This window comes from Streptococcus sp. 3167 (assembly GCF_013277175.1).
In the GTDB taxonomy this organism is placed as follows: domain Bacteria; phylum Bacillota; class Bacilli; order Lactobacillales; family Streptococcaceae; genus Streptococcus; species Streptococcus pseudopneumoniae.
Genome location: NZ_VMML01000053.1, coordinates 1 through 26,109 on the forward strand (window position 1 = coordinate 1; position 26,109 = coordinate 26,109).

The following is a 26,109-nucleotide window of genomic DNA, read 5'->3' on the forward strand; positions in this document are numbered from 1 at the left end:
TGAAACTAAGCAACTATAATAGTCAGCACATCGTCAAGTTTTCCTGATTTGAGGTAGTTGATAGAGGATTGGAGTGTCACTCCATCAAGCCCCAGAGATATGAGCACCAAACCGCTGATCTGGTCGCAAAGGGTAAAGAGATAACCACCATGGGCGTTGCCATAGTAGTTGAGCGACGAGTCCACTACTTTGGTCGTCACCACAACGTGACCATCTCTCATTTGTTCAATTTCGTAATTTTCAAAGGCAGATATAGCGTCAAAATGAAAATCTTTCATTGTTTCCTCCTGATATTTCAAACGACACTATGATACTACTTTTTATAGGACTGTGCAAGGAGAAAGCTCCTAGTCTGGCAAAATTCCAACCTGCTCCACAAAGCGCATAAAGGCTGCCTGTCCTTGTTCTGTCTGCTTGTAGACACCTGCATCCTCCAGTACACGCGCAAAGATAGCACCAACAGAGTCCTTGACGATTTCAAGGGCTTTTTCTTTATCCGCTAGGTCTGGATGTTGGACTTTGAGTTGGTCTGCCCATTCCTGATGATAATCGGCAACTGTATCACCATCTCCCACGAGATAGCTAGCGACTTGCTCCACCTCTTCTTTCAGACGAGGTGGTAAAATAGCCAAGCCCATGACCTCAATCAAGCCGATATTTTCCTTCTTGATATGTTGGACATCCTTGTGAGGATGATAAATGCCATCAGGATGTTCTGGTGATGTTTGATTATCTCGTAAGACCAAGTCCAACTCAAACTGTCCATCGCGTTTACGAGCAATTGGTGTGATGGTGTGATGCGGTGTTCCGTCCGTCTCTGCCAAAATCTGCACACTAGAATCTGAATACTGACGCCATTCCTGGAAAATCTTATCAGCTAAGTTAATCAAATCCTCTTTGGAATCCGAAGTCAAGCGTAGGACAGACATTGGCCACTTGATAATTCCAGCCTTGACCTGCTCAAAACCAGCAAATCGGAAGGTCTTTTGCAAGGGAGCCAATTCCATAGGAAATACGTGACGGCCTCCCTGATAATGATCATGAGTTAGAATAGAGCCCCCCACAATCGGCAGGTCGGCATTAGATCCAGCAAAATATCCTGGAAACTGCTCTACGATAGCCAACAGACGTTCAAAACTCTGACGACTAATGGCCATGGGACGATGCTGGCCATCTAAAAAGATACAATGCTCATTAAAGTAAGCATAGGGCGAATACTGGAACCCCCATTCCTGACCAACCATTTCAAAACGGATAATCCGGTGGTTTCTGCGAGCTGGGTGGTTGATCCGACCATGGTAACCCTCATTCTCTAAACAAAGTTGACACTGAGGATAATTACTAGCTTGCACCAACTTGGCTACCGCAATCTCTTTCGGATCCTTTTCAGGCTTAGAGAGATTGATGGTAATTTCAAGTTCTCCATAATCAGATGGAACACGATAAGCGATATTTTTAGCAATGGCCTTGAGTTTGATGTAGTCATTTTTCCGACTGAGTTGATAAAAATCCTCTATCGCTTGCTCAGGAGAGTAGGCATAGGCTTCCCAGAAGTCACGATTGACCTGACTCGGACAAGGAGTCACCAAGTCCATCAGTTCAGTACCGAGGATTTCACGCGCAGTCTGACTATCCTCAATCGTCTCTAATCGAACGGCTTCCTCAACTAGCTGGTCCTTGAGGTCAATCAATTTATCCAGATTGGTCTCAACTTCCAAAACACCTTCTCCCACTCGTGCCAAAACACGGTTGGTCAGGTAGATTCGATCCATTTCCTCAAATGAACTTTCAGAAATGACATGTGTTACAAATTTATCTACTAAGATCACTATAGAGCCTCCTTTTGACTAGTCAAGGACGCGAGTGCCACCTGCAACTTCAGCGATATAGAAGCTTGGAGCGTATCCAACTACTTCCTCGTAGTGTTTGCCTACAGCTTCCTTAAAGGCCTCAACAGTATCTTTTTGAACCAAGGCAATGGCACAGCCACCAAAACCAGCCCCTGTCATACGAGCACCGAGAACTCCTTCTTGTGCCCAAGCTGTGTGAACAAGAGTATCCAATTCCAAACCAGTTACTTCATAATCACGCTCCAGAGAAACGTGTGACGCATTCATCAAACGACCAAATGTTTCCAAATCACCTGCTTGAAGGGCTGCTTGAGCTTTAAAGGTACGTTGGTTTTCAAGCACAGCATGGCGAGCACGTTTCAAACGATTTTCATCTTTAATCAGATAGCTATATTGGTCAACGGCCCACTCGTCCAATTCACCCAGGGTCTGAATATCCAAGGCAACTTGCAATTCTTCCACTGCTTTTTCACACTCAGCACGACGTTCATTGTATTTAGAGTCCGCCAATTCACGGCGTTTGTTGGTGTTCATGATAACAACGACATTGTCCTTCAAATCAAGTGGCACCAAGTCGTATTCTAAAGTATTGGTATCTAAGTAAATAGCACGTTGGTCAGCCCCCATACCAATAGCAAATTGGTCCATGATACCAGAGTTGACTCCGATAAAGTTGTTTTCTGTTTGTTTTCCGATTTTAACCAAATCCAAACGGTCTAGTTTTAAATCAAAGAGATGCTCTGCCACGACTCCTGTCAAGAGCTCCAAGGATGCTGAAGAAGACAAACCAGCACCATTTGGGATATTCCCATAAACATAAAAATCAAAACCTTTGTCAATCACGTGCCCAGCTTCTTGCAAGAAATGAAGAACCCCTTTTGGATAGTTGGTCCAGTTGTGCTCTTTTTCAAACTTGAGGTCAGCGAGAGGCACTTCGATAATGCCCTTGTCCTCAAAGTTAGCTGAGTAGAAACGCAAAACTTGGTCGTCACGCTTACGAGCTGCACCGTAAGTTCCCAAGGAAATAGCAGCAGGAAAAACGTGCCCACCGTTGTAGTCTGTGTGTTCACCAATCAAATTAATGCGGCCTGGTGAAAAGAAGGTTTGGTCTGCTTCTTGACCAAAAACAGCAAGAAAGTCTTTGCGAAGGACTTCAGTAGTAAGATGTTGTGTCATATGATTTCTCCTTTGACTGTCCGTTAAGCCACCTTAACGTGTAATCGTTTTCTTCTATTGTATCCAAGGGATTTCCCAAGGTCAATCCTTTTTACTAAAATTTTACTAAAATATCAGTAAAAAGCAGAAAAATATGATATACTAACCTAATCAAGGAGGATTTATGGCTACCTTAAAAGACATTGCACAGCTAGCCTCTGTCTCTATCGCGACCGTATCCCGCGTCCTCAACCGCGACCAGAGCCTATTTGTTACAGAAGAAACCAGACACCGTATTTTAACCGTTGCTGAAGAGCTGGGCTACACCAAGCACCTCAAGACAGGCGAGTCCCATAAACCCAAGCAAAAGATTGCCATTATTCAATGGGTCAGCGAACAAGGGGAGCTAGACGACCTCTACTACTACCAGATTCGCCTAGGAATAGAAAAAATAGCCCAAGAGTTGGACTACGATATCTTGCGCTATTTTAATGACCATCCTTTTACCTTAAGCGAGGAAGTGATTGGGATTCTCTGCATCGGAAAATTTAGCCGAGCTCAGATTTCTGCCTTTGAAGAATACCAAAAACCCCTGGTCTTTCTAGACAGTGATACACTTTCCCTCGGACATACCTGCATTATTACGGACTTTTACACTGCCATGAAACAGGTTGTCGATTATTTCCTCAGTCAAGGGATGGACCGTATCGGGATTCTAACAGGGCTTGAGGAAACAACAGACCAAGAAGAAATCATTGAGGATAAGCGTCTAGAAAACTTCAAAAACTACAGTCAAGCGAGGGGAATCTATCATGATGAACTGGTCTTTCAAGGAAGATTTACTGCCCAGTCTGGCTATGACTTAATGAAGGAGGCCATTCAGAGCTTGGGAGACCAACTTCCGCCAGCATTTTTCGCAGCCAGCGATAGTTTAGCCATCGGTGCCCTTCGTGCGCTCCAAGAAGCTGGAATCAGCCTGCCAGATCGCGTCAGCCTCATTTCCTTTAACGACACTAGTCTGACCAAACAGGTCTATCCTCCCCTCTCTAGTATTACAGTTTATACTGAAGAAATGGGGCGAGCAGGTATGGATATTCTTAACAAGGAAGTCCTCCACGGTCGCAAAATTCCTAGCCTGACCATGCTGGGAACCAGACTGACATTAAGAGAAAGTACCCTAAATCAAGAATAGGATAACATAAAAAACGAATAGGAGTTCTAAAACTCCTATTCGTTTTTTATTCGATTACAATCATAGACTTAATGGTCTTACGTTCATCCATATCTTTGTAGGCTTGGTCGATATCTTCCAGTTTATAACTTGAAGTAAAGACGCGACCTGGATTGATATCACCATCAAGGACGGCTTTTAGTAAAAATTGCTTATCGTATGTTGTAGCAGAAGCTGCCCCACCTGCTACAGAGATATTTTGCATAAATGTCGAACCAAGAGCACGATTATTATAGTGTGGGACTCCTACAAAGCCCATACGCCCTCCATTATGAAGAACACCTAGCGCCTGTTCTATAGCAGCCTCCGTACCAACACATTCAAGTGCTGCGTCTGCTCCTCCACCGAGGATTTCACGCACCTTGGTAATTCCTTCTTGACCACGTTCTGCAACAACAGCTGTCGCACCTGACTCCATAGCCATCTTTTGACGGTCTTCATGACGGCTCATAAGGATAATTTGTGATGCTCCACGCATCTTAGCCGCGATGACAGCACATTGACCAACAGCCCCATCACCGATAACAACAACCTTGTCCCCTTTTTGAACATTTGCAACACGCGCCGCATGATAGCCTGTCGGCATGACATCTGCAAGAGTCAAAAGGGACTTGAGCATCCCTTCTGTATAGTCAGAAGGTTGACCAGGGATTTTAACCAGCGCCCAGTTTGCATAGTGGAAGCGAATATATTCTGCCTGAAAATCACCCCCCAAATTATTGCCAATATGATTGTCGCAAGAACCGTCAAATCCAGCAAGACAGGCATCACACTCACCACATCCATGTGTAAAAGGGACAATCACAAAATCACCTGGTTTCACCGTCGTAATGGCTTCCCCAGCTTCTTCAACAATCCCAATCGCTTCGTGTCCACTATTTTTGTGTCCAGCTTTCGTTTCTGGATTACGGTACCTCCATAAATCTGAACCACAAACGCACGAACGAACCACACGAATAATCACATCATCCGCTTCTATTATTTGCGGACGTTCAATGCTAGCAAGTCCAACCTGACCTGCCTTTGTATATACTGCTGATTTCATTTAAAATTTTCCTTCCTTATAAAGTTTAATTTTGAGATTTAAACGATTTAAAGCTGTCTGTAGCTGAGACAAGCGCTCCTCTAATTTTTGCTTTTCCTCTTCTAAAATACCAAGCCTCTCCTCTCTCGTTTCATCTCCCTTTTGGTAGAGCGACATATAGTCAACTAAACTATCTACAGAGACACCCGCCGAACGAAAACACTTAATAAATTCCAGCGCTTCGATATCCTGATCTTGAAAATCACGAATCCCAGTAGCAGTACGAGTAATCGGTGGCACAAGACCAACCCGTTCATAATACCGAATCGTATCCGCTGAAATTCCCAACAAATCACTGGCAGATTTAATATTCACACGCTAACCTCCTCTCATTTCATTCACTGAATTCACGCTATTCTAACTCACTTATCTTATTATATAACTTTGAGTTGACTCCAAGTCAAGCATTTTGTATCTAATCGAAAAATTTTTATCATTAACAATCATATATCCGGAGTTTATACAATGCTCTTCTCTTACCAATTTTTGAAATATTTAAATAATAAAGAAATTACTCTATTCCAAATAAGATAGTACCCAAGTATTTTTCACTTTTTTCTAATGTTGATGCTCATAACTCCGTTCCAAGTCACACACCTTTCGCTTATGGGTTTGGTGAGTTTCTAGGTCAGCATCAATTTCAATGGTAATATTTTGAAAACCACAATCTTTTAGGAAAATTCGAATAGACTCTTTACAAGTTTCCATATGTTCCATTTCTTTTAGACAAACATGGACAATGGCATTTTTTTCCAAAGCATCCATAGTCCAGAGATTAAGCTGATTAAGGCTGGCCACATTGTCCAATCGCTCCAGGCCACTCTTTACTTGCTTGATATCAAGACCTTCTGGCACAGCATCCAAGAAAATCTTGAGTGTAGACCAAAAACGTGGAAGGGCTTTTGAAAGAATAAAGAAAGAAATGACAAGGGACAAAAGAGGATCTAGGATATACCAGTCCGTAAATCGAAGAACAATCGCCATCAGGATAACAGCTACCCACCCTAGCGTATCTTCCAGAAAATGCAGACTCAGAATAGACTCATTCTTTGTCTTTCCCTTACCAACCACCAGACTCGCTAACAGATTGATAGTAATCGCAATAATTCCTAACCAGAGAATCCCCTCATCATTGACTGGTTGCGGATGCAAAATCTTCGTGACATTTTCCAAAATGACTAGAACAGAGCCCGTTACGAGAATCACAGCTGTTACCAAGGCTCCTAGCAGGCTAAACCGCTTATAGCCCAAGGTGTACTGATTGTCTTCTTCACGATTGGAGATTGTTTCTAGAAAAGCTGATATTCCAATTGCAATCGCATCTCCCAAGTCATGCACAGAGTCAGCAAGAACAGCGCTAGAACCAAATACTCCACCTGCAATAAACTCAACAATGGCATAAGTCAAATTTAAGAAAAAAGCCACCCAAGCAGCATATTTTGCCTTCATATTTCTCATTCCTTTGTTATAATAGATTTATGAACACCTTGTTCATTATCATTATCCACTAAAACTCAAAGAAAGGATAGAAGCAAAACGTCAGCTTTATTCAGTTCTGAACAATTTGCCTCAAGTGTCCATATGACTAACATTGACCGCCGTATCAGCAAAACCAAAAAAGCCATCTATCAAGCTTTTATACAACTTTTGAATGCTAAGGGCTACGAGGCCACTACTGTTCAGGATATCATTGATCTCGCAGATGTGGGACGATCCACTTTTTACTGTCACTATGAGAGTAAGGAGCTTCTTCTGGACCAGCTCTGCCGCTACCTCTTCCATCATCTTTTTGAAAGAGAGCAAGCCATTTCAACCGAAGATTACCTAGCCCACCTCTTTCTGCATTTTCAGAAAAACCAAGACCATATCACCAGTCTACTATTCTCCAAAAATGACTATTTCCTCCGTCAACTACAGAGAGAGCTTGAGCACCACGTCTATCCCATGCTGGCTGCTGATTTGAAGCAAACTCACCCAAGTCTACCTACTTCTTACCTCCAACACTTGGTCGTGTCCAACTTTATCGAGACATTGACCTGGTGGCTCAAAAAAGGTCAAGATTTCACAGACCAGGAAGTTGTCCAATTTTATCTAGACCTTCTCATTCCTAAAAATTGAATATAGAGTAAAGCTTCAGTTGTCTTATTTCTAGGTTACTGAGTTTTTTATCTTTTCAACAACAAAAGAGGACCCGCCGATCCTCTTTTTCATACTATAAATCCTTGATTATCAACTATATCTGTTTTAATCGAAATCTCAAAACAGCACTTTCAAACATCTTTTCCTAGTTAAGTAAATCAGTATTCTGCTTAGCTGCCTTGCTCCATTGATACCAACCAACTAGACTGTTAATGAGATAAATTAGATATTTCCCTTGAATTTGCAGGCTTTCTCCCCACCAGAGATAGATTGAAAAGACATTGGTAGCCGCCCAGAATATCCACTGTTCACGGTAAACAGCTGTCATGAGGATTTGCCCTACCCCATTGGTTGCATCTGTGATTGAATCACGATAGGGACGATTGGCACCAATAGACTGATAAATGAAGCCAAAGGCCAACCACCAAAGCACACTAATGGAAAGATACTTTGTCCAGCCCTTGCCGTCCAGTTTACGCGCGACAAACTCCTGCTTTTCCTTCTTAAACTGTGCCTGATAAATCCAAACTAGAAGTCCAATTGGCTGCATGACTGTGAAGTAAAGTGTCGTCAGCACCTCACCATAAAAGCCTTTCTGTAGGGCCAAAATAAGGTAAATAACAGAGTTAATCAAGCCAAAAAGATAATTACTTGCTCGACCTTCCGATACAAAGATTACACAGATAATCCCTGTCAAGCTACAAATCATCCCAATCCAGTCAACAATACGATGTTCGTAAACCAACTCCAGCCAGAGAGGAAAACTTCCTAAAACCAGCAAATAAATCCACTGGGCAAAACTACGATGGGCAAAGAGGTCATCCCAGATAGTCTTCATAGTTCCTGAAAATCCTAAATCAGCCATAGCCGCAACCATACGACGGTAACCACCTGACATTTCACCTAGGGTTGTTTTGATATTTTCAATTTTCTTTTGCAAATAAGTATGCATCATTTCTCCTTTTGTTTTTAAAGAGCCGTGTCTGGATAGACTTTCGGACGCAACGCTCTATTAGATAATGAACTGCCTATACACAAGATTTCTAACCTTAGTCGACATGAGCTGAAACCCCTTATTTGTTAAGTAGTTCACAAAATATTATACATCTATTTTATGAATAGTCAAGTGTCTTTACAGTAAAATTTTAGAAAATCATGAAAATTTTCTCTTTCTTTCCATTTTAAGTGACATTCAGTCATTCTCACATCAAAAAAGCCCAGACGAAATTGTCTGAGCATTCTTTTATCTAGTCGTTTAAGGAAGTTGAGTTCAGTATGTTTAAAGTCTCTGTCCCATCATTTCTTCAACAAACCTTGTTCTTGGAGAAACTCCTTGGCTACTTGTTCTGCTGACTTGCCTTCGACACCCACTTGATAGTTGAGCTGGCTCATCTGGCTTTCTGTAATCTTACCAGCCAATGTATTAAGAACTCTTTCCAACTCTGGGTGTTTCTTGAGAAGAGTTTCTTTCATGAGTGGAGCCCCTTGATAAGGTGGGAAGAGTTGCTTGTCATCTTCCAAGACCTGTAAATCATAACGCTCCAATTCCGCATCAGTCGAATAGGCGTCCGTAATTTGAATATCACCTGACTGAATAGCCTGATAGCGAAGGGCTGGCTCCATGGTCGCTACATTAAGATTGAGACCATACATTGATTGCAAGCCCTTATTTCCATCTTCACGGTCGTTAAACTCGAGTGTAAAACCTGCCTTCAACTGCCCTTCCACTTTTTTCAAGTCTGAAATGGTCTTCAAGCCATATTCTTGAGCAATCTTTTTCGGAACAGCTACAGCATAGGTGTTTTGATAAGACATGGGTTTGAGATAGGCTAGATGATCCTGCTTAGCAATGCCATCACGCGCCACCTGATAAACCTGTTCTGGTTCATGACTCACCTTGGGTGATGGTTGAAGCAAACTTTCAGTCACCGTACCAGTAAATTCAGGATAGATGTCAATATCGCCTTTTTTCAGAGCTTCATAAAGGAAGCTTGTCTTCCCAAAATTCGGTTTAACAGTCGCAGTCATGCTGGTATTTTCTTCAATCAGCAACTTATACATATTGGCCAAAATTTCTGGTTCTGGACCTATTTTCCCAGCAATAACCAAGTTTTCCTTCTCTTTTTGAACCAAAAGAGTTGGACTATAAGACAGACCCAGTAATAAAGCCACCAAGGCAAAACCTGAGAAAATCGTCCGTAATTTTGCTTTTTCCATTACTTTTAGTAGGAAGTTAAAGGCAATAGCAAGCACTGCAGAAGAAAGTGCCCCAATCAAAATCAAACTGGCATTATTACGGTCAATTCCCAACAGGATAAAGGAACCCAGTCCCCCTGCTCCAATCAAGGCCGCCAAGGTTGCCGTACCGATAATCAAAACAGCTGCCGTCCGAATCCCAGACATGATAACAGGCATGGCGAGTGGAATTTCAAATTTCTTGAGACGTTCCCATCTGGTCATCCCAAAGGCAATCCCAGCCTCTTGCAGGTTCAGATCAATTCCCTTCAGCCCAGTGATAGTATTTTGCAAAATAGGGAAAATCGCATAAATCACTAGAGCTGTCAAAGCCGGCAAGGTCCCAATTCCCATCAAAGGGATAAAGAGCCCCAACAAGGCCAGAGACGGGATGGTCTGGAAAATACCTGCAATCTGCAAGACCCAGTCGGCCAGCTTCTCATGATAGCGAAGAAAAACAGCCAAGGGAATCGCAAGCAAAATAGCTAGTAACAAGGTCAAAAGTGACAACTGCAAATGTTGAGATAGAGCTGTCAACCAATCACTAAAACGATCCTGAAAAGTTGCAATTAAATTAGTCATGAACACTACCTCCAAACAAGTCTGCTACAAAGTCTGTTGCAGGCGCTTTTAAAATTGTCTCGGGATTCGCTACCTGGCGAATTTCTCCATCCTGCAAGACAGCAATACGGTCCGCCAACTTCAAGGCTTCATCCGTATCATGGGTTACAAAAATCGTTGTCATCCCAAACTCTTTATGCAATTCTTTTGTCAGAACCTGCAACTGTTTTCTCGAAATAGCATCCAAGGCCGAAAAGGGTTCATCCATGAGGAAAATCTTGGGCTGACCAATCATAGCTCGGACAATACCGACCCGTTGCTGTTCTCCACCAGATAATTCACTAGGTAAGCGATGCCCATACTCGGCTACTGGTAAACCAACCTTAGCCAAAAGCTCTTCTGTTTTCTTCGTAATTTCTTCCTTGCTCCACCCCTTCATTTCAGGAATGAGAGCAATATTTTCCGCAACTGTTAGATTTGGAAAAAGAGCAATAGCCTGTAAAACATAACCAGTAGAAAGACGAAGTTCACGCTCATCATAGTCTTTGATGCGCTTCCCATCCATATAAATATTTCCATCAGTTGGTTCCAAAAGACGGTTAATCATCTTGAGCATGGTCGTCTTACCTGACCCAGAAGGCCCTACTAAAACCATAAATTCCCCATCCTCAATCTGTAAGTTGACATCTCTCAAGACATCCTTTTCTGTGTAGCGCAGTGCTACATTTTTGTATTCAATCATTCTTTGTCCTCAATTTAAAACTTCCCTCGATTAGTCAAGTCTTCTACCTTAGGCATGACTTCCTTATTATCCCAATGCTCCACAATTTTCCCGTTCTCTAAACGGAAGATATCGTACTGGGCATAAGCAACGCCATCAATCTGAGTCTGACCATAGCTAACCACATAGTTTCCTTGTCCTAAGAGTTGGAAAACAAAGTCAAAAGTGACACTATATTCAGCCACATAGTTTTTATAAGCAGCACTTCCTTGTCCAATCTCATGATTATGCTGAATCAAATCGTCTGCCACATAATCACTCCACTGCTCTAGCTCCCCATTTTGGAAAATTTCTGTCAAGAAACGGCGAACCAGCTTTTTATTTTCTGCTTTCTTATCCAAATCCTTGATTTCAAAATCTCCAAAAATTTGATCTAGTTGGTCATTTTCAGGTGTTCGATAGTAGTCAATGACATCCCAATGCTCAACAATACAACCATTCTCATCCGCACGGAAAGTATCCGTCGTCACCCATTGAGCTTCTCCACCATTCAGATATTGATGAACATGAACAAAGACCAGATTGCCATCCTCAATGGTGCGGACAATCTTAATCTGACGCTCTGGATGACGCTCAAAGAAATCTGCAAAGAAGGCTGCAAATCCTTCTTTCCCGTCAGGAACACCTGTCGAATGTTGGATATAGGTATCCCCTACAGACTGGGCTTGAGCCTCAGCAACTCGTCCGTCTTGAATGGCATGGATGTATAGGTTGTGAGCATTTTTCACTTGTTGTGACATATTCTAAACCTCATTTCCCTTCTCTTTCAGATTCGCCAAAATTCTTTCTTGAAAACCTTCAAATTGGTGAATTTCTTCCTCTGAAAATCCTTTGTAAAAGATAGTATCCAATTTCTGACTGACACGATGCCCCACTTCTTTCTGGGACTTGCCTAACTCCGTTAAAACTAAATACTTCTTACGCTTGTCTTTTCCACACGGACTAACAATTACAAGCTTTTGTTCCTCTAGCTTTTTTATCATAGTCGTCAGCGTATTATTCGCAAGTCCAGTCGCAAGCGCGATATCTGTCGCAGTTGCGCAGCCAGTTTCACTATTCCATAAAACCGCTAAAATCTTGCCCTGTTCACCCCTATAAAGAGCCTCAGGATCTTGACTCAGTAACTTTTGAAAAATCCGCCCATTCAACAAACGAATATGATGGGCTAGCAAATGACCATCTTTCATAACACCTCCAATTTATTTCGATATCGAAATGAATAAAACAATTGTAACACTCATCGTTCTAACTGTCAACTATTTCGATTTAGAAATAATTTTTGATAATTATCCACACCACCATACTCCGGCTCAACTAACTTTTAACGAGAGTTTCTAAACTCCTTCGTCCTCCAGTCTACAAAAGCCTTCCATCCGTACTATCCTATATTTTATGAGGGGACACATTTTTCCTATCAGAGCATTTATTTTAAAGATAGAAGTAAATCATAATTGCTTCCATCTGTTCTTTTATAGTATATTGAAGTTGGACTAGGGCACTGTATCTTCTAAAACATTGATAGAAAGCGATTTGAATTTCCCAATCAATTTGTTCGTCTTTATAGCATTTCGAAACTGGAATAGGACACCATGACTGCTAAAAGATTTCTATAAATTCATTTGATTTCCCTAATCAATTTGTTCATATCTTATTTCATTCCGCTATAATTTCACCTTACCCTATCTTTTTCGTAGCACCCTTCAAACAGCCTATCCCCTACCGTTTGACGATTCCTCACTTCACTCCACTTCCATTACAGAAGTTTCTTCACTACTATGGTCTCGGCTGACTTCTCATGATTCCTTGTTACTACTATTTGAACGCTCACGAGATAGGTCTTATAAAAAATGCTTTGATCCACAATGGAATCAAAGCATTTTAAAAAGTTCCTCATACATAAGTGCAGAAGTCGCAGTTCCTCTGTACTTGGCTTCTTCTCTTTTGATAAAGCGAGCCAAGTTGAGCAACTCAGGTGCTGGATGTTTGGGATTTAGGAGCAATTCACGATTGACCAGGCCTGAGAGACGAACTGCCTGCAATTGCTCATTTGTAGTAGGCAGTTTTTTAGTAGTCTCTAGGAGAGCAGCAACTAAATCTTCACTCAAATCATGTCGAGCATGATTGTAAAGATCTTTTATAAGGCTTTCTAGGTTTGGTTCTGCCATCCCTACCACCTCCCTTATGGTTTAATAATGTTTAATCAAATCAACCGTTGAACGATCCAATTTCTTCACCAAGGCTTGTAAGAAAGCTTGCGCTTCTAGGAAGTCATCCATTGCATAGAGGGTTTGGTGAGAATGGATATAACGAGCGCAGACACCGATAGTTGTTGATGGGACACCACCATTTTTCAGATGAGCTGCACCTGCATCTGTTCCGCCTTTACCACAGTAGTATTGGTACTTGATACCAGCTTCTTCAGCCGTTGTCAAAAGGAAATCCTTCATCCCTGGGAGAAGCAAGTGACCTGGATCATAGAAACGAATCAAGGTTCCATCTCCAATCTTGCCTTGACCACCGTAGACATCACCTGCTGGTGAGCAATCAACTGCGAGGAAGACTTCTGGGTCAAACTTGGTTGTAGAGGTATGAGCGCCACGCAGACCAACTTCTTCTTGGACGTTAGAACCCAGATAGAGTTCATTGCCGAGTTTTTGACCTGATAAAGCTTCAGCTAGCTCGCTTACCATGAGGACACCGTAGCGGTTATCCCAAGCTTTTGAGATGATATTTTTTTCATTGGCTGTCAAAATTGCAGAACTATCTGGTACGATGGTATCACCAGGACGGATGCCAAAACTTTCTGCCTCAGCCTTGTCCGCAAAACCACCATCAAAAACGATATCGGCAATGGCTGGCATGGTTGGTCCCCCCTTTCCACGAGTCAAATGCGGAGGAACAGAACCTGAAATCACAGGAATTTCATGACCATCACGAGTCAAGAGTTTGAAACGTTGGCTGCTAACCACCATGGGGTTCCAGCCACCGATTTCTACGACACGGAAGGTACCATCTGGCTTGATTTCGCTGACCATAAAACCAACTTCGTCCATATGAGAAGCGACCAAGACGCGCGGTGCATCCACAGCTTCTGAATGTTTGATACCAAAAATACCACCCAAGCCATCTGTCACCACTTCATCCACATGCGGTGTCAACTTTTCACGAAGATAAGCACGGACAGGCGCTTCATGACCTGAGACTGCAGCAAGTTCTGTTACTTCTTTAATTTTTGAAAATAATGTTGTCATTTCAGTTCCTTCTTTCTTTCATCCATTTTACCACTTTTTATAGGAGAAGGATAGTGGGAAGGTGGATTTCTAAGTTAGTATCTTAGTCCTGCTCTATCTTAGAAAAGGATAGTATTCTCTTGCATGTAGTGCAAAATCTAGTAAACATTCCAAAATTAACTCGAATATTTATTTCCAAACAAAAAACAATACACCATCAAAGTTGTTTGGATTTTTCATGAAATTTACAGAAAATAGTTGACTTCCCTTTCTTCTTTCTTTAAATATATAGTTGGTTGAGTTTGGAATAGTACGCTGTAGCTGCTAAAACATTTCTAGAAATTAATTTGACTTTCCTAATAGAGTTGTTCATATCTTATTTCAATTTACTATAGTACAAAACTAGAAAAGGAAAAAATCATGACCAAAACAATTCTTGTTACAGGTGGGACTAGCTACATTGGCTCCCATACCGTTAAAGCTCTTTTAAATGCTGGCTATAAGGTGCATGTCCTCGATAATCTCTCCACAGGAAATCGAGCGGCTGTGGATAGTCGTGCTAGCTTTAAAGAACTGGATGTTTATGATGCTAGCGCCTTGAAGGTTTACTTAGAAGAAAATCAGATTGATGCTGTCCTCCATTGTGCAGGTGAAATTGTTGTGAGCGAAAGTATTGAAAATCCAAGTAAATACTTCACTGCCAACGTTGCTGGTATGAACCAAGTTCTCAAAGTCTTATCTGAAGTTGGCATTCAAAAAATCATGTTCTCTTCGACTGCTTCTCTCTATGGAAATAACTGTATTGACAAGCCGGTGACTGAAGATACCCTGCTCGACCCTGTCAACCCTTATGCAGAGACAAAACTGATGGGCGAACGAATGATTTACTGGATGGCCAATCGCTACGACTGGAAATATGTTATTTTCCGTTACTTTAATGTTGCTGGGGCTGAAATGGATGCTTCAAACGGTCTGCGTGTGAAAAATCCAACTCACATCATTCCAAATATCAACAAGACCGCATTGGGACAAAATGATAGCTTAAAAATATTTGGAGATGACTACGATACACATGACGGTTCATGTATTCGAGATTACATTTATGTCTTGGACCTTGCATAGGCTCATGTTAAAGGAATGAACTACCTATTTCAAGAAGACAGTTCTTCTCAAATCTTTAACTTAGGAACTAAAAAAGGCTATACTATCAAAGAAATCTTTAAAACTGCTGAAGAATTACTAAATTAAAAAATCCCACACGAGATTGTTGCTCGACGTGCTAGTGACCCAGCCAGTGTCCTAGCAGATGCTTCAAAAGCTAAACAATATCTTGATTGGACGGCTAGCTACTCCCTCGAAGATATTATTTTATCAGATTAAGGTAAAAACATTTTAGAATAGGATAACAAAGGAGAAAGTCTTGTTGCTCTCTCCTTGTTGTATTTATTAAATTGTCAGAAATTTTATTGACAGATTAGAAAAATAATGTTACATTTATATCCGCAGATATCTTTCGATACCAAATCTACATGAAAGGACGGGGTATGAAACTTTCTCATTATTTAATTGGCTTACTTCTACTCCTAGTCTTTCTCTCTATTAGCATTGGAACCAGTGATTTTTCATGGGGAAAACTCTTTGCTTTCGACCAGCAGACCTGGCTACTATTTCAGGAGTCCCGTCTTCCAAGAACCATCAGTATTCTCCTTGCGGCCTCTAGTATGAGTATGGCAGGCCTTCTCATGCAGACCATCACTCAAAATCAGTTTGCTGCTCCGAGTACAGTTGGAACCACTGAAGCCGCCAAACTGGGAATGGTATTGAGCCTCTTTATCTTTCCGTCTGCGAGTCTAACCCAAAAGATGCTCTTCGCTTTTGTTTCATCCATCATATTTACCCTCTTCTTCCTAGCCTTTATGACCATTTTTACTGTAAAGGAAAGGTGGATGTTGCCTCTGATTGGAATCATCTATAGTGGGATTATCGACTCAGTCACAGAAGTTATCGCCTATCGTTTCAATCTGGTTCAGAGTATGAGTGCTTGGACCCAAGGATCCTTCTCCATGATTCAGACTCATCAGTATGAGTGGCTCTTCTTAGGCCTCATCATCCTGATAGCCGTTTGGAAATTATCCCAAACCTTCACTATCATGAATCTAGGGAAAGAAACCAGCGAGAGTTTGGGGATTTCCTACTCCCTACTTGAAAAACTGGCCCTCTTTCTGGTGGCGCTAACGACTAGTGTCACCATGATTACCGTGGGTGGCTTGCCATTTCTCGGGGTCATCGTTCCCAATCTTGTTCGCAAGCGCTATGGAGATAATCTAAGCCAGACCAAACTCATCGTCGCACTAGTCGGTGCCAATCTAGTTCTGGCCTGCGACATCCTATCCCGAGTTCTGATTCGGCCCTATGAGCTGTCTGTCAGTCTTCTACTAGGAATCATTGGTAGCCTCGTCTTTATCCTACTTCTCTGGAGAGGGGGACGAAAAGATGCAGTTTAAAAGCAAACATACCAAACTCTTCTGCCTTCTCATTATTCTGGCCATTGGAGCTTGTCTCCTCTATTTTTGGCCCATCACCCACCTGTCTGCCTTTGCCTGGAAGCTACGTTCCCAAAAAATTGTCGTTTATCTCTTGGTAGCTATCGCGACTGGGATTTCGACCATTAGTTTTCAAACCCTGACGGAAAATCGTTTCCTGACGCCAAGTATTTTGGGAATCGAATCCTTCTACGTCCTACTACAAACCCTACTACTGGTTTTTGAAAGTAAGTTTCTTCAACTCGGGAAGTCTCCCATTTTAGAATTCCTAGTCTTACTTCTACTTCAATCCCTCTTCTTTCTCGCCTTGCAAGGCTACTTGAAGACACTGATGAAGCAAGACCTTGTCTTCATTCTGTTGATCTGTCTAGCCCTCGGAAGTCTCTTTCGAAATATCAGTACCTTCCTTCAGGTCCTGATGGATCCAAACGAATACGATAAACTGCAGAATAGTCTCTTTGCCTCCTTTCAACATCTCAACACTTCCATCCTAGCCATTGGTTCTCTGATTATCCTTGCTTTGACAATCTTTTTCTTTCAAAAAGCAGTCATTCTGGATGTCTTGCACCTGCAAAGAGAAACAGCTCAGGTATTGGGACTCGATGTTGAAAAAGAACAGAAAGAACTCCTCTGGGGTATCGTACTTTTGACCTCAACAGCAACTGCCCTGGTAGGACCTATGGCCTTCTTCGGCTTTATGCTAGCCAACCTCACTTACCTAATTGTCAAAGACTATCGGCACAAGTTGCTCTTTATCGTGGCCATTCTGGTCGGATTTATCAGTTTGACCTTGGGGCAGGCCTTGATTGAACGAGTCTTTGCGCTGGAAATTCGCATCAGTATGATCATCGAGAGTGTGGGTGGCTTCTTATTCTTTATCTTACTTTATAGGAGGGCGCGTCGGTGAAACTGGAAAACATTGACAAATCCATTCAAAAACAGGATATTTTGCAAGGCATTTCGCTTGAAGTCAGTCCTCAGAAACTGACAGCCTTCATTGGTCCAAATGGTGCTGGAAAATCGACTCTCCTCTCCATCATGAGCAGACTGACCAAGAAAGATCAGGGAATTCTCAGTATCAAAGGTCGTGAAATCGAGAGTTGGAATTCGCAAGAACTAGCCCAAGAACTGACCATCCTAAAGCAGAAGATCAATTACCAGGCAAAATTAACCGTTGAAGAACTGGTCAGCTTTGGACGTTTTCCCTACAGCCGAGGACGCCTGAGAGAAGAAGACTGGGAAAAAATTCGAGAAACTCTAAACTATCTGGAACTGATAAACTTAAAAGACCGCTACATCGATAGTCTGTCTGGCGGCCAGCTCCAACGTGTCTTTATCGCTATGGTACTGGCCCAGGATACGGACTTTATCTTGCTGGACGAACCACTCAACAATCTCGATATCAAGCAAAGCGTCAGCATGATGCAGATTCTTCGGCGACTGGTGGAGGAACTCGGCAAGACCATTATCATCGTCCTCCACGATATTAACATGGCCAGCCAGTATGCGGATGAAATTATCGCCTTCAAGGACGGTCAAGTCTTTAGCAAGGGAAGAACCAATCAAATCATGCAGGCTGACCTGCTCAGTCAACTCTATGAGATTCCTATCACGCTAGCTGATATCAATGGCAAAAAGATCTGTATCTATAGCTAGTAACATAGAAGCTCAAGTTAGAGAACCTTCGGTCTCTTAGTCAATAAGACCAAGAGACTCCCTAAATCGTTATCACATTTTAAAAAGGAGAAATCATGAAAACATCCCTTAAACTTTATTTCACTGCCCTAGTGGCCAGCTTCTTGCTTCTACTTGGTGCATGCAGTACAAATACAAACTCAAGCACTAGTCAGTCGGAAACAAGCAACTCTGCTCCAACAGAGATAACCATTAAAAGTTCACTAGACGAAGTCAAACTTTCCAAAGTTCCTGAAAAGATTGTGACCTTTGACCTCGGCGCTGCGGATACTATTCGTGCTCTAGGATTTGAAAAAAATATCGTTGGAATGCCTACAAAAACAGTACCAACCTATCTCAAAGACCTAGCTGGAAAAGTTAAAAATGTTGGTTCTATGAGAGAACCTGATTTAGAAGCTATCGCCGCCCTTGAGCCTGATTTGATTATTGCTTCCCTACGTACACAAAAATTCGTAGACAAATTCAAAGAAATCGCCCCAACAGTTCTCTTCCAAGCAAGCAAGGACGACTACTGGACTTCTACCAAGACTAATATCGAATCCCTAGCAAGCGCCTTTGGTGAAACTAGTACACAGAAAGCCAAGGAAGAATTGGACAAGCTAGACAAGAGCATCCAAGAAGTCGCTACTAAAAATGAAAGCTCTGACAAAAAAGCCCTTGCCATCCTCCTCAATGAAGGAAAAATGGCTGCCTTTGGTGCCCAATCTCGTTTCTCTTTCTTGTACCAAACCTTGAAATTCAAGCCAACTGATACTCAATTTGAAGATTCTCGCCACGGACAAGAAGTCAGCTTTGAAAGTGTCAAAGAAATCAATCCTGACATCCTCTTTGTCATCAACCGTACTCTTGCCATCGGTGGGGACAACTCTAGCAACGACGGTGTCCTAGAAAATGCCCTTATCGCTGAAACACCTGCCGCTAAAAATGGTAAGATTATCCAACTAACACCAGACCTCTGGTATCTAAGTGGAGGAGGTCTTGAATCAACAAAACTCATGATTGAAGACACACAAAAAGCTTTGAAATAAGCCACTTCAAACTCAATTTAATACTCAATGAAAATCAAAGAGCAAACTAGGAAACTAGCCGCAGGTTGCTCAAAACACTGTTTTGAGGTTGCAGATAGAAGCTGACGTGGTTTGAAGAGATTTTCGAAGAGTATAAAATTTTGACATTCTAAAACGCATCCTATCAAGTTCACTCAAACCTGATAGGATGCGTTTTTATCATTTTGAAATCTATTTACCTCACCTCATTCCCCTTCTTGATTCCGTTTGAGGGAAAAGTGGTCTGGGACGGAGTCCTTACCTGTTTTCGACCAGGGATGGCAACGTAAAATCCGAGCCAAGCCCATCAAAACACCCTTGAAGCCATGTTTTTCAATAGCCTGAATCATGTAGTTGGAACAAGTCGGCTCAAAGCGACAAGAGGGTGGAAAGGCTGGTGAGATAAACCGTTGGTAAAAGCGCACAGGCGCTATTAAAATTCGTTTCATTATTTCTTGGTTACAGCCATGGTGTGTAGTTGGCTGATTTCTTTTTTATTAAGACGACAGGATTCTCCTGGACGAAGTCCTGTCAAGTCTAGATGTCCAAAACGGGTCCGTGACAACTTATCTACTTGGAGACCGACAGCTTCAAACATCTTTTTAACCTGGTGGTTACGCCCTTCATGGATAGTCAACTGCACCACAGAGCGGTTTTTGACTGGGTCCACTTTGAGAATCTCATAGACAGCCGGTTTGGTTTTCTTACCATCAATCTCAAGTCCACGGGTCAAGGGGCGGAGATTATCCTTATTGGCCACACCTTTAACACGCGCGACATAAACCTTGTCAATCTCATTACGAGGGTGAATCATCTCATCCGTAAAATCCCCATCATTAGTCAAAATCAAAACTCCTGATGTATCCCAGTCCAAACGACCTACAGGGTAGATGCGCTCTTTCACGTTGGGCAAGAGGTCGACAACCGTCTTGCGGCCCTTGTCATCTATCACACTGGAAATGACACCGCGTGGTTTGTTAAGCAGATAATAGACCTTTTCTTCGTTGTAGATAGGTTGGCCTTCAACTTCAACCTTATCGCCTGACTTGATAGTGGTTGCTAGTTCACGTACCACTTGGCCGTTAACCGTCACCAAACCTTGCTTGATCAGCTCTTCTGCTTTTCTCCTACTGGCCACACCTGCGTGGGCAATATACTTATTGATTCTCATCTTCTTCTATCCTTTCACCAAATAATTGGCTTTCTTGGGCTTGAATCTCAAGCTCATCAATCACTGGTAATTCTTCCAAATGGTTAATTCCCATGTAATCTAGGAAATAATCTGTAGTCACATAGAGGTTGGGGCGACCCAACACTTCTTTTTTCCCGTCTTCTCGTATCAAGTCAAAGGCCTGCAACTTTGCCAAGGCCCCACTCGAGTTGACCCCACGGATGGCATCAATCTCTATCCGTGTGATGGGCTGTTTGTAAGCAATGATGGACAAGGTTTCAAGGGCAGCCCGAGATAAACTCTGGTTGATAGGTGCCTTAGAGTATTCCTTCAAAATCTCTGCAAATTGAGGCTTGGTCACCAATCTATAAGCGCCCCCTGTCTCAATTAGAGCCAAACTGGAATCTGGGGCCTTTTCATACTTCTGGGCTAATTTTTCTAAACTCTGTTGGATGCCTGTCGGTGGCAGAGAGAGGAGTTCAGCTAACTGGCGGACTCTAATCCCATCTTCACCCGCTACAAACAAGAGCGCTTCTATTTTTGCTAAAGTACTCATCTTTCCTCTCTATCAAGTCTAGCTTTGGGCCACTTGACTTTCTTCCTTCTTTTCCATGAGATAAATATCTCCGAAACTCTCCTCTTGTACGAGGGTTAGCTCCTGGGTTTTGATTAACTCTAGGGTTGCCAAAAAGAGGGTGATGACCTCTTGGAGATTCTGGGCTTCCTTAAACAAATCCTGCAAGCGCAATTGATCTCGTCCAGCCAAGGACTCTTTCACGATAATCATCATGTCCTCAATCTTATACTCATCCCTCAAGATAGTCGTGTGGTTCTGTGCAAACTCCTCTTTTTTCTTGGCTAGGATATTTGAAAAAGCCAAAAAGAGATCAATGGTCGTCTTGTCATGCACAAGCTCCGCATCTTCGTATATCAACTCTGTCGGCGCTTTGGAATAGTGCTGGGCCCGTTCTTGGTGTTTGGCTTCCAAGTGCTCCCCCAAGAGCTTGAACTTGCGGTATTCTTCAATTTGAGAGAGAAGATCCTGCTCCAGGTCATCTTCCAAATCTGTCACTTCCGCTACCTTTGGCAAGAGCTTGCGGCTCTTAATCAACATGAGCTGACTGGCCATAACCATGTACTCACCCGTCACTTCCAGACGCATGGCCTGCAGGGTTGAGACATAGGCTAGATACTGTTCGATAACTTCCGTAATGGGCACATCGTAGATATCCATCTGATACTTAGAAACCAGGTGCAAGAGCAAGTCCAGGGGCCCTTCAAAATCTTTTAATTTAATATCCATTATCTATATTTTTCTAAGGTCAGGACTGTTTTTAATCCTAATTTTTTTGCAATTTCGTACAAATCGACCTTGTTTTCTATTTGTCTTAGAATAAACTGTTCACGTAAGACTTGAGCTGATAAGGTTGAGAAACCTTTCTCCTTGACAAAAGCTTCTAACTGACGAAAGGCCCACTGACGAGAATAGGCTTTCCCTCCCCTTTCAAAGAGATATATCTGGCCCATCAAGGGTTCCAACTCCGAAAGCAAGGTCGTGGGAATGCTGACAATCCTCTGTTGGGAAGCCTTGCTGATTCGCAACACCTGAAAATCCAGATTGATGTCCGCAACCTTGATGGCTAAAATCTCACTGGGCAAGAGCCCCATTTCTAGGATTAAGAGCGCTAGCAAGCGTCCCTCTGGATGGTCGCTTTCCTGCCAAAAAGAGTCTAGGTATAGAATCTCTGGCTTTTCCGTCTTCTTTTCAGCTTGTTTGGCTAATTCCAAGCGGTAAAAGCTGTCCACCTCTCCTTTTTGATAGAGAAAGTATAGAAATTGGTTACAGGCCGAAATCTTTCGCTTCTGGGCGCTGATTTTTAGATTGGCTAGCTGGGCTTGGTAAATCTTGAGACTGGTCTCAGAAATCCGCTCACCTACCATGTCTAAAAATTGCTCCAAATCATACTTATAGGACTGCTTGGAATTGACAGACAAGCCCTGCTTTTCCTCTAAAAAGGCTGAAATCCTGTCTCTCATTGGCATCGAATCTCATATTCCTTACTAAAGTCATGCAAGAGGGCATTAACGGCCTTGAGGATGGACTTGCGCGTAATAATCCCTTGGAAAATACCCTCTGCATCCACAACCGGTAAGAAGGACTCATCTACTAGCTTGTGCAAGACCTCCGTAATGGTGAAATCAGGCGAAACAACCGCTACGTCCGTTTTTGTCATATGAACGATATCCGTATCCGCCATGATTTCTTGGCTCAAGTCATGCTCCATCTGATAAGCCATAATATCTCTGAGTCCAATCGTCCCAACAAACTGTTTTTCATCTGTCACAACAGGAACACGGGTATAGGTCATCTGACTGAGCAAGAGGGTCGCATGATCCGCATTGTGGGTATCAATCAACACAGCTAGATTTTTAGCAGGGGTCAAAAAAGTTTCCTCCTGCCCCAACAAGAAAGTCTCAAACTCCTTGGCAATCATCGGCTAAACTCCTTGGACAAACCTGGATACACCTCGTGATCTCGTGTCAAAAAGTCCACTTTGAAGTAACTATCATCAATCTCCACACGAGCATAGAGACATTCTCTGATGGTACCTCGTGGTTGACTGATAGAACCTGGATTTAGAAAGAGGATCTTGCCTTCCAACCAAGCACTTGGCACATGCAAGTGACCATAGAGGCAGATAGCGGCCTCTTCCTCCTGAGCCCAGTAGTCCAACTTTTGAAAGTTGAAATTGATGTCAAACAAGTGACCATGAGTTTGGATAATCTTGGTCGAACCAAGCTCAGTCACCAGACGTTCTGGGTAGCCGGCGTAGAAGTCCATGTTCCCTTTAACAACGCGGATGCCCTCCCAAAGTGGAGAATCCGGACGTAGTTCAGAATCGCCGTTATGAAAAACGGCATCGACTTTGCCCACATAGCGATCACGGACTTCTTCCACAATCAAGCTATCGCCATGGGAATCGCTCATTACAATGATGGTTTGCTTTGCCATGATGGAAATACCTCCAAAAGTTTCTTAACGGCTAAGGCACGGTGAGATTGACTATTTTTTTCTTCCAGGGTTAATTCAGCTGATGACTCACCTGTTTCTCCTACAAGGAAGAGGGGATCATAGCCAAAGCCATTTTCACCCTTAGGTTCAAAGTTAATATAACCTGACCAGTCTGCTTCAACAACTAAACTTTCCTTATTTGGGCTGGCTACGACTAGGGTTGTGTGGAACTGAGCCGAGCGGTCCTTGAGTTCAAAGACCATGGCCAATTCGTGCAAGAGTTTGGCATTATTTTCACGGTCAGTTGCTCCCACACCTGCGAAACGAGCTGACCAGACGCCTGGTAAGCCACCAAGGACATCGACTTTGAGACCAGAATCATCTGCCAAAACCATCTTGCCCGTTAATTGAGAAATGGTTTCTGCCTTGAGACGGGCATTTTCTTCGAAGGTCATGCCTGTTTCAGCTACTTCAGGCAGGTCAGGATAGTCATTAAGATTTTCCACATCGTAGCCTAACTTATCAAAGATAGCTCGGAACTCTTTGGTCTTGCCTTCGTTACGAGTCGCAATCAATAAGGTTTCTCTGACCTTGTTTGTCTCAAAGAATGCTTCTACATCAACACCTTCTTTAGGCAATTCTACATGCAGGAGTTGCCCATTTTCAACTAAGAGAACCCCCCCCTGACGTTGAATGACTTCTACATTTCGTCCCATTTCTTGGTTGAGGATATCTACCACAAAAGACAATAAACGGTAGAGAGAACCATAGCGTAAAACAGTAACAGAAACAGGAAAACCTCGATCCTCATCTCGAAATCTTTGGGCAAACTCCAATAGAGGAAAATCCAAGTCATCATCCGTCAACGTCCGGACGCCACCAAAAATACCATAGGACCCGACATACCAGTCCTGTTCATCCTTATATTCATAAATTTTATTTGTCATAATTCTACATGCTCCACATGAATCTCTTTTTCCAGCCATTCTTCACCAATTTGTGCAAAACTTTGGCTGCTGGCTGTTGTGTAAAAACGGTGATTAAGTGATCCAGCATCGCGACCACGATTGATTTCAAAATAATTAAGTAAGACTGAGATGTCCCGTACGCACTCTGCTCCACTATCGATGAGCTGAACCTTTGGTCCCATGACATTTTGAATAATAGGTCTGAGCAATGGATAATGGGTACAACCCAAAATCAGGCTATCCACCTTTCCAACCAAGGGACGCAGGGTTTCATAGACCACTTTCTTGGTAACACTGGTTGACAGGGCGCCAGACTCGACCAAGGGGGCAAACTTGGGACAGGCCAAACTCTCCACCTGTAAGTCTGGAGCCAGATCATGAATTTTCTGACGATAGATATCTGATTGTACCGTCATGGGCGTTCCAATCACACCTATTTTCCCACCTTGACTGGACTTGATAGCTGCCGAAGCTCCTGGCAAAATAACACCTAGGACAGGAATATCTAGTTGAGCCTTGATTTCTTCCCAGACGACCGCAGTCGCAGTATTACAAGCAATGACAATCATTTTGACATCCTTGGTCAAAAGAAAGTTGACCAACTGCCAAGTATATTCACGAATTTGCTCAGCAGGACGGGGACCATAGGGAGCCCGTGCCGAATCTCCAATATAGACGATTTCTTCATGGGGAAGCTGGCGCATGAGCTCGCGCACAACGGTCAAGCCCCCGACACCCGAATCCAAAAAACCAATTGGGCGATTATCCATACAGTCTTCTTTCTAGTCTTTTTTCTGATTGATAGTTCATTATGATTACCGTTCCTTATGAACTGAATAATGACAGCCTAATCAATAACTATCTCTCTTAATCATAATCAAATATCAATAGAATGCAAGGAAAAAGTCTCATCCCTAAACCCTTAGCCAACATAGTGAGAAGTCTGGAACTTTCATCCCAGACTTTTCCTTATCTATTTTTTCTTTTTATTGTTAGCAAGGGCTGCCTTTTGTTGGCGAATGATTTGGTGGTAAACTTGTTGTACCTTGGCTTCGCTTGGTTTTTGACCATTTGCACTCAAAAGAGTACGAACTGCTTCAGCATTCAAACGTGGGTTGTCAGCGAATTCCTTTTCGATTTGCTTACGAACCAAGTACATTCCTCCAATAGCTCCTCCTAAAAAAGCTAGCACAATCAATACAATTGCTAAAAGTAAATCCATCATTTTTCTCCTGTTTCTTTTTGAGTCCCTTTCATTATACCACAAACTAGTCACCCTGACTAGTTTGTTTTACGCTATCAGGGATGGAATGTAATTCGAATGTGAGAATGTCTTTAGTAAATCGAACGTGAAAATGTCCCATTTGATAAAATAGTCGTATGAAAAGTATCCAACTGAATATGAAT

The 26,109-nt window shown here is 42.5% G+C and carries 30 protein-coding genes and 1 pseudogene; 8 read left to right on the top strand and 23 right to left on the bottom strand.

Translation table 11 applies throughout. The features are described from left to right. Positions 1 to 17 precede the first annotated feature (17 nt). The 3 genes and pseudogenes from HT678_RS08060 to HT678_RS08070 form a co-directional block, all read right to left on the bottom strand. A pseudogene (locus HT678_RS08060) lies at positions 18 to 278 on the bottom strand (PaaI family thioesterase); the annotation flags it as partial. Between the two features lie 69 nt (positions 279 to 347). Continuing rightward, entirely contained in the window at positions 348 to 1,829 is a 1,482-nt protein-coding gene (locus HT678_RS08065) for a UDP-glucose--hexose-1-phosphate uridylyltransferase (RefSeq protein ID WP_101514787.1), read from the bottom strand. 18 nt (positions 1,830 to 1,847) lie between these two features. Then, entirely contained in the window at positions 1,848 to 3,026 is a 1,179-nt protein-coding gene (locus HT678_RS08070) for a galactokinase (protein ID WP_050285054.1), read from the bottom strand. Positions 3,027 to 3,189: 163 nt separating this feature from the next. Between HT678_RS08070 and galR the strand changes: the two genes are divergently transcribed. Further along, positions 3,190 to 4,197, top strand: a complete 1,008-nt coding sequence (gene galR, locus HT678_RS08075; protein ID WP_172924829.1) for a DNA-binding transcriptional regulator GalR — start codon at positions 3,190 to 3,192, stop codon at positions 4,195 to 4,197. Positions 4,198 to 4,243: 46 nt separating this feature from the next. Here galR and HT678_RS08080 read toward each other — a convergent pair whose 3' ends face one another. The 3 genes from HT678_RS08080 to czcD form a co-directional block, all read right to left on the bottom strand. Then, a complete protein-coding gene (locus HT678_RS08080; RefSeq protein ID WP_000833745.1) occupies positions 4,244 to 5,281 on the bottom strand; it encodes a zinc-binding dehydrogenase in 1,038 nt (345 codons plus the stop codon). Further along, positions 5,282 to 5,635, bottom strand: coding sequence for a stress response transcriptional regulator NmlR (gene nmlR / locus HT678_RS08085; RefSeq protein WP_001022629.1), 354 nt, complete (start codon positions 5,633 to 5,635; stop codon positions 5,282 to 5,284). 243 nt (positions 5,636 to 5,878) lie between these two features. Further along, positions 5,879 to 6,769, bottom strand: coding sequence for a cation diffusion facilitator family transporter CzcD (gene czcD, locus HT678_RS08090; protein ID WP_044791056.1), 891 nt, complete (start codon positions 6,767 to 6,769; stop codon positions 5,879 to 5,881). Between the two features lie 132 nt (positions 6,770 to 6,901). On the opposite strand from czcD, the gene HT678_RS08095 reads away from it, so the two are divergent. Beyond that, positions 6,902 to 7,438 carry a TetR/AcrR family transcriptional regulator gene (locus HT678_RS08095; protein ID WP_000181701.1) on the top strand — a complete coding sequence of 179 codons (537 nt, stop codon included), beginning with the start codon at positions 6,902 to 6,904 and terminating at the stop codon, positions 7,436 to 7,438. Between the two features lie 166 nt (positions 7,439 to 7,604). Here HT678_RS08095 and pnuC read toward each other — a convergent pair whose 3' ends face one another. The 7 genes from pnuC to pepA form a co-directional block, all read right to left on the bottom strand. Continuing rightward, positions 7,605 to 8,411 (bottom strand): nicotinamide riboside transporter PnuC, encoded by an 807-nt coding sequence (gene pnuC / locus HT678_RS08100; protein WP_001863945.1) that lies wholly within the window; start codon positions 8,409 to 8,411, stop codon positions 7,605 to 7,607. Between the two features lie 344 nt (positions 8,412 to 8,755). Beyond that, positions 8,756 to 10,276 carry an ABC transporter permease/substrate-binding protein gene (locus HT678_RS08105; RefSeq protein ID WP_055348575.1) on the bottom strand — a complete coding sequence of 507 codons (1,521 nt, stop codon included), beginning with the start codon at positions 10,274 to 10,276 and terminating at the stop codon, positions 8,756 to 8,758. Then, positions 10,269 to 10,997: an ABC transporter ATP-binding protein gene (locus HT678_RS08110; RefSeq protein WP_000575209.1), complete on the bottom strand. Its 729-nt coding sequence runs from the start codon at positions 10,995 to 10,997 to the stop codon at positions 10,269 to 10,271. Before HT678_RS08110 ends, HT678_RS08105 begins: the two co-directional genes overlap by 8 nt. Positions 10,998 to 11,011: 14 nt before the next feature. Beyond that, the gene (locus HT678_RS08115) at positions 11,012 to 11,776 is read right to left on the bottom strand and encodes a nuclear transport factor 2 family protein (protein WP_000082875.1); all 765 of its coding nucleotides are present in this window, start codon (positions 11,774 to 11,776) and stop codon (positions 11,012 to 11,014) included. A 3-nt stretch (positions 11,777 to 11,779) separates the two neighbouring features. Next, positions 11,780 to 12,223, bottom strand: coding sequence for a MarR family transcriptional regulator (locus tag HT678_RS08120; RefSeq protein ID WP_000651443.1), 444 nt, complete (start codon positions 12,221 to 12,223; stop codon positions 11,780 to 11,782). 681 nt (positions 12,224 to 12,904) lie between these two features. Beyond that, on the bottom strand, positions 12,905 to 13,201 hold the full coding sequence (locus HT678_RS08125; protein ID WP_000840137.1) for a bacteriocin immunity protein: 297 nt from the start codon (positions 13,199 to 13,201) through the stop codon (positions 12,905 to 12,907). Between the two features lie 21 nt (positions 13,202 to 13,222). Beyond that, positions 13,223 to 14,287 carry a glutamyl aminopeptidase gene (pepA, locus tag HT678_RS08130; RefSeq protein WP_000209199.1) on the bottom strand — a complete coding sequence of 355 codons (1,065 nt, stop codon included), beginning with the start codon at positions 14,285 to 14,287 and terminating at the stop codon, positions 13,223 to 13,225. A 399-nt stretch (positions 14,288 to 14,686) separates the two neighbouring features. Between pepA and galE the strand changes: the two genes are divergently transcribed. The 6 genes from galE to HT678_RS08155 all read left to right on the top strand — a co-directional run bounded on the left by galE (position 14,687) and on the right by HT678_RS08155 (position 19,532). Then, positions 14,687 to 15,388 (top strand): UDP-glucose 4-epimerase GalE, encoded by a 702-nt coding sequence (gene galE / locus HT678_RS08135; RefSeq protein WP_000167837.1) that lies wholly within the window; start codon positions 14,687 to 14,689, stop codon positions 15,386 to 15,388. 15 nt (positions 15,389 to 15,403) lie between these two features. Continuing rightward, positions 15,404 to 15,514, top strand: a complete 111-nt coding sequence (locus HT678_RS11985; protein ID WP_001108391.1) for a hypothetical protein — start codon at positions 15,404 to 15,406, stop codon at positions 15,512 to 15,514. A 296-nt stretch (positions 15,515 to 15,810) separates the two neighbouring features. Beyond that, positions 15,811 to 16,770, top strand: a complete 960-nt coding sequence (locus HT678_RS08140) for an ABC transporter permease (protein WP_000777227.1) — start codon at positions 15,811 to 15,813, stop codon at positions 16,768 to 16,770. Then, a complete protein-coding gene (locus HT678_RS08145) occupies positions 16,760 to 17,716 on the top strand; it encodes an iron chelate uptake ABC transporter family permease subunit (protein ID WP_001159838.1) in 957 nt (318 codons plus the stop codon). Before HT678_RS08140 ends, HT678_RS08145 begins: the two co-directional genes overlap by 11 nt. Beyond that, positions 17,713 to 18,465 (top strand): ATP-binding cassette domain-containing protein, encoded by a 753-nt coding sequence (locus HT678_RS08150; RefSeq protein WP_000764295.1) that lies wholly within the window; start codon positions 17,713 to 17,715, stop codon positions 18,463 to 18,465. The genes HT678_RS08145 and HT678_RS08150 overlap by 4 nt, the downstream gene beginning before the upstream one ends. Positions 18,466 to 18,560: 95 nt before the next feature. After that, on the top strand, positions 18,561 to 19,532 hold the full coding sequence (locus tag HT678_RS08155) for a siderophore ABC transporter substrate-binding protein (protein WP_000858270.1): 972 nt from the start codon (positions 18,561 to 18,563) through the stop codon (positions 19,530 to 19,532). 224 nt (positions 19,533 to 19,756) lie between these two features. Here HT678_RS08155 and yidD read toward each other — a convergent pair whose 3' ends face one another. The 10 genes from yidD to HT678_RS08205 form a co-directional block, all read right to left on the bottom strand. Beyond that, a complete protein-coding gene (yidD, locus tag HT678_RS08160; RefSeq protein WP_000821628.1) occupies positions 19,757 to 19,999 on the bottom strand; it encodes a membrane protein insertion efficiency factor YidD in 243 nt (80 codons plus the stop codon). Further along, complete coding sequence (locus tag HT678_RS08165; protein WP_172924830.1) at positions 19,999 to 20,721, bottom strand: pseudouridine synthase; 723 nt, start codon at positions 20,719 to 20,721, stop codon at positions 19,999 to 20,001. Before HT678_RS08165 ends, yidD begins: the two co-directional genes overlap by 1 nt. Next, a complete protein-coding gene (scpB, locus tag HT678_RS08170) occupies positions 20,708 to 21,277 on the bottom strand; it encodes an SMC-Scp complex subunit ScpB (RefSeq protein ID WP_000105298.1) in 570 nt (189 codons plus the stop codon). Before scpB ends, HT678_RS08165 begins: the two co-directional genes overlap by 14 nt. 18 nt (positions 21,278 to 21,295) lie before the next feature. Beyond that, positions 21,296 to 22,024, bottom strand: coding sequence for a segregation/condensation protein A (locus HT678_RS08175; protein ID WP_000351896.1), 729 nt, complete (start codon positions 22,022 to 22,024; stop codon positions 21,296 to 21,298). Further along, positions 22,024 to 22,758, bottom strand: coding sequence for a site-specific tyrosine recombinase XerD (xerD, locus tag HT678_RS08180; RefSeq protein ID WP_277422124.1), 735 nt, complete (start codon positions 22,756 to 22,758; stop codon positions 22,024 to 22,026). The genes HT678_RS08175 and xerD overlap by 1 nt, the downstream gene beginning before the upstream one ends. Beyond that, entirely contained in the window at positions 22,755 to 23,216 is a 462-nt protein-coding gene (cbpB, locus tag HT678_RS08185; RefSeq protein WP_000560725.1) for a cyclic-di-AMP-binding protein CbpB, read from the bottom strand. The genes xerD and cbpB overlap by 4 nt, the downstream gene beginning before the upstream one ends. Then, positions 23,213 to 23,734, bottom strand: a complete 522-nt coding sequence (locus HT678_RS08190) for a metallophosphoesterase (protein WP_001118962.1) — start codon at positions 23,732 to 23,734, stop codon at positions 23,213 to 23,215. Before HT678_RS08190 ends, cbpB begins: the two co-directional genes overlap by 4 nt. Then, entirely contained in the window at positions 23,710 to 24,681 is a 972-nt protein-coding gene (locus HT678_RS08195) for a nucleoside-triphosphate diphosphatase (RefSeq protein ID WP_000182447.1), read from the bottom strand. Before HT678_RS08195 ends, HT678_RS08190 begins: the two co-directional genes overlap by 25 nt. Then, on the bottom strand, positions 24,678 to 25,472 hold the full coding sequence (gene racE / locus HT678_RS08200; protein WP_172924831.1) for a glutamate racemase: 795 nt from the start codon (positions 25,470 to 25,472) through the stop codon (positions 24,678 to 24,680). The genes HT678_RS08195 and racE overlap by 4 nt, the downstream gene beginning before the upstream one ends. Before the next feature lie 203 nt (positions 25,473 to 25,675). Then, positions 25,676 to 25,924, bottom strand: coding sequence for a YneF family protein (locus HT678_RS08205; RefSeq protein ID WP_000364983.1), 249 nt, complete (start codon positions 25,922 to 25,924; stop codon positions 25,676 to 25,678). Positions 25,925 to 26,109 lie beyond the last annotated feature (185 nt).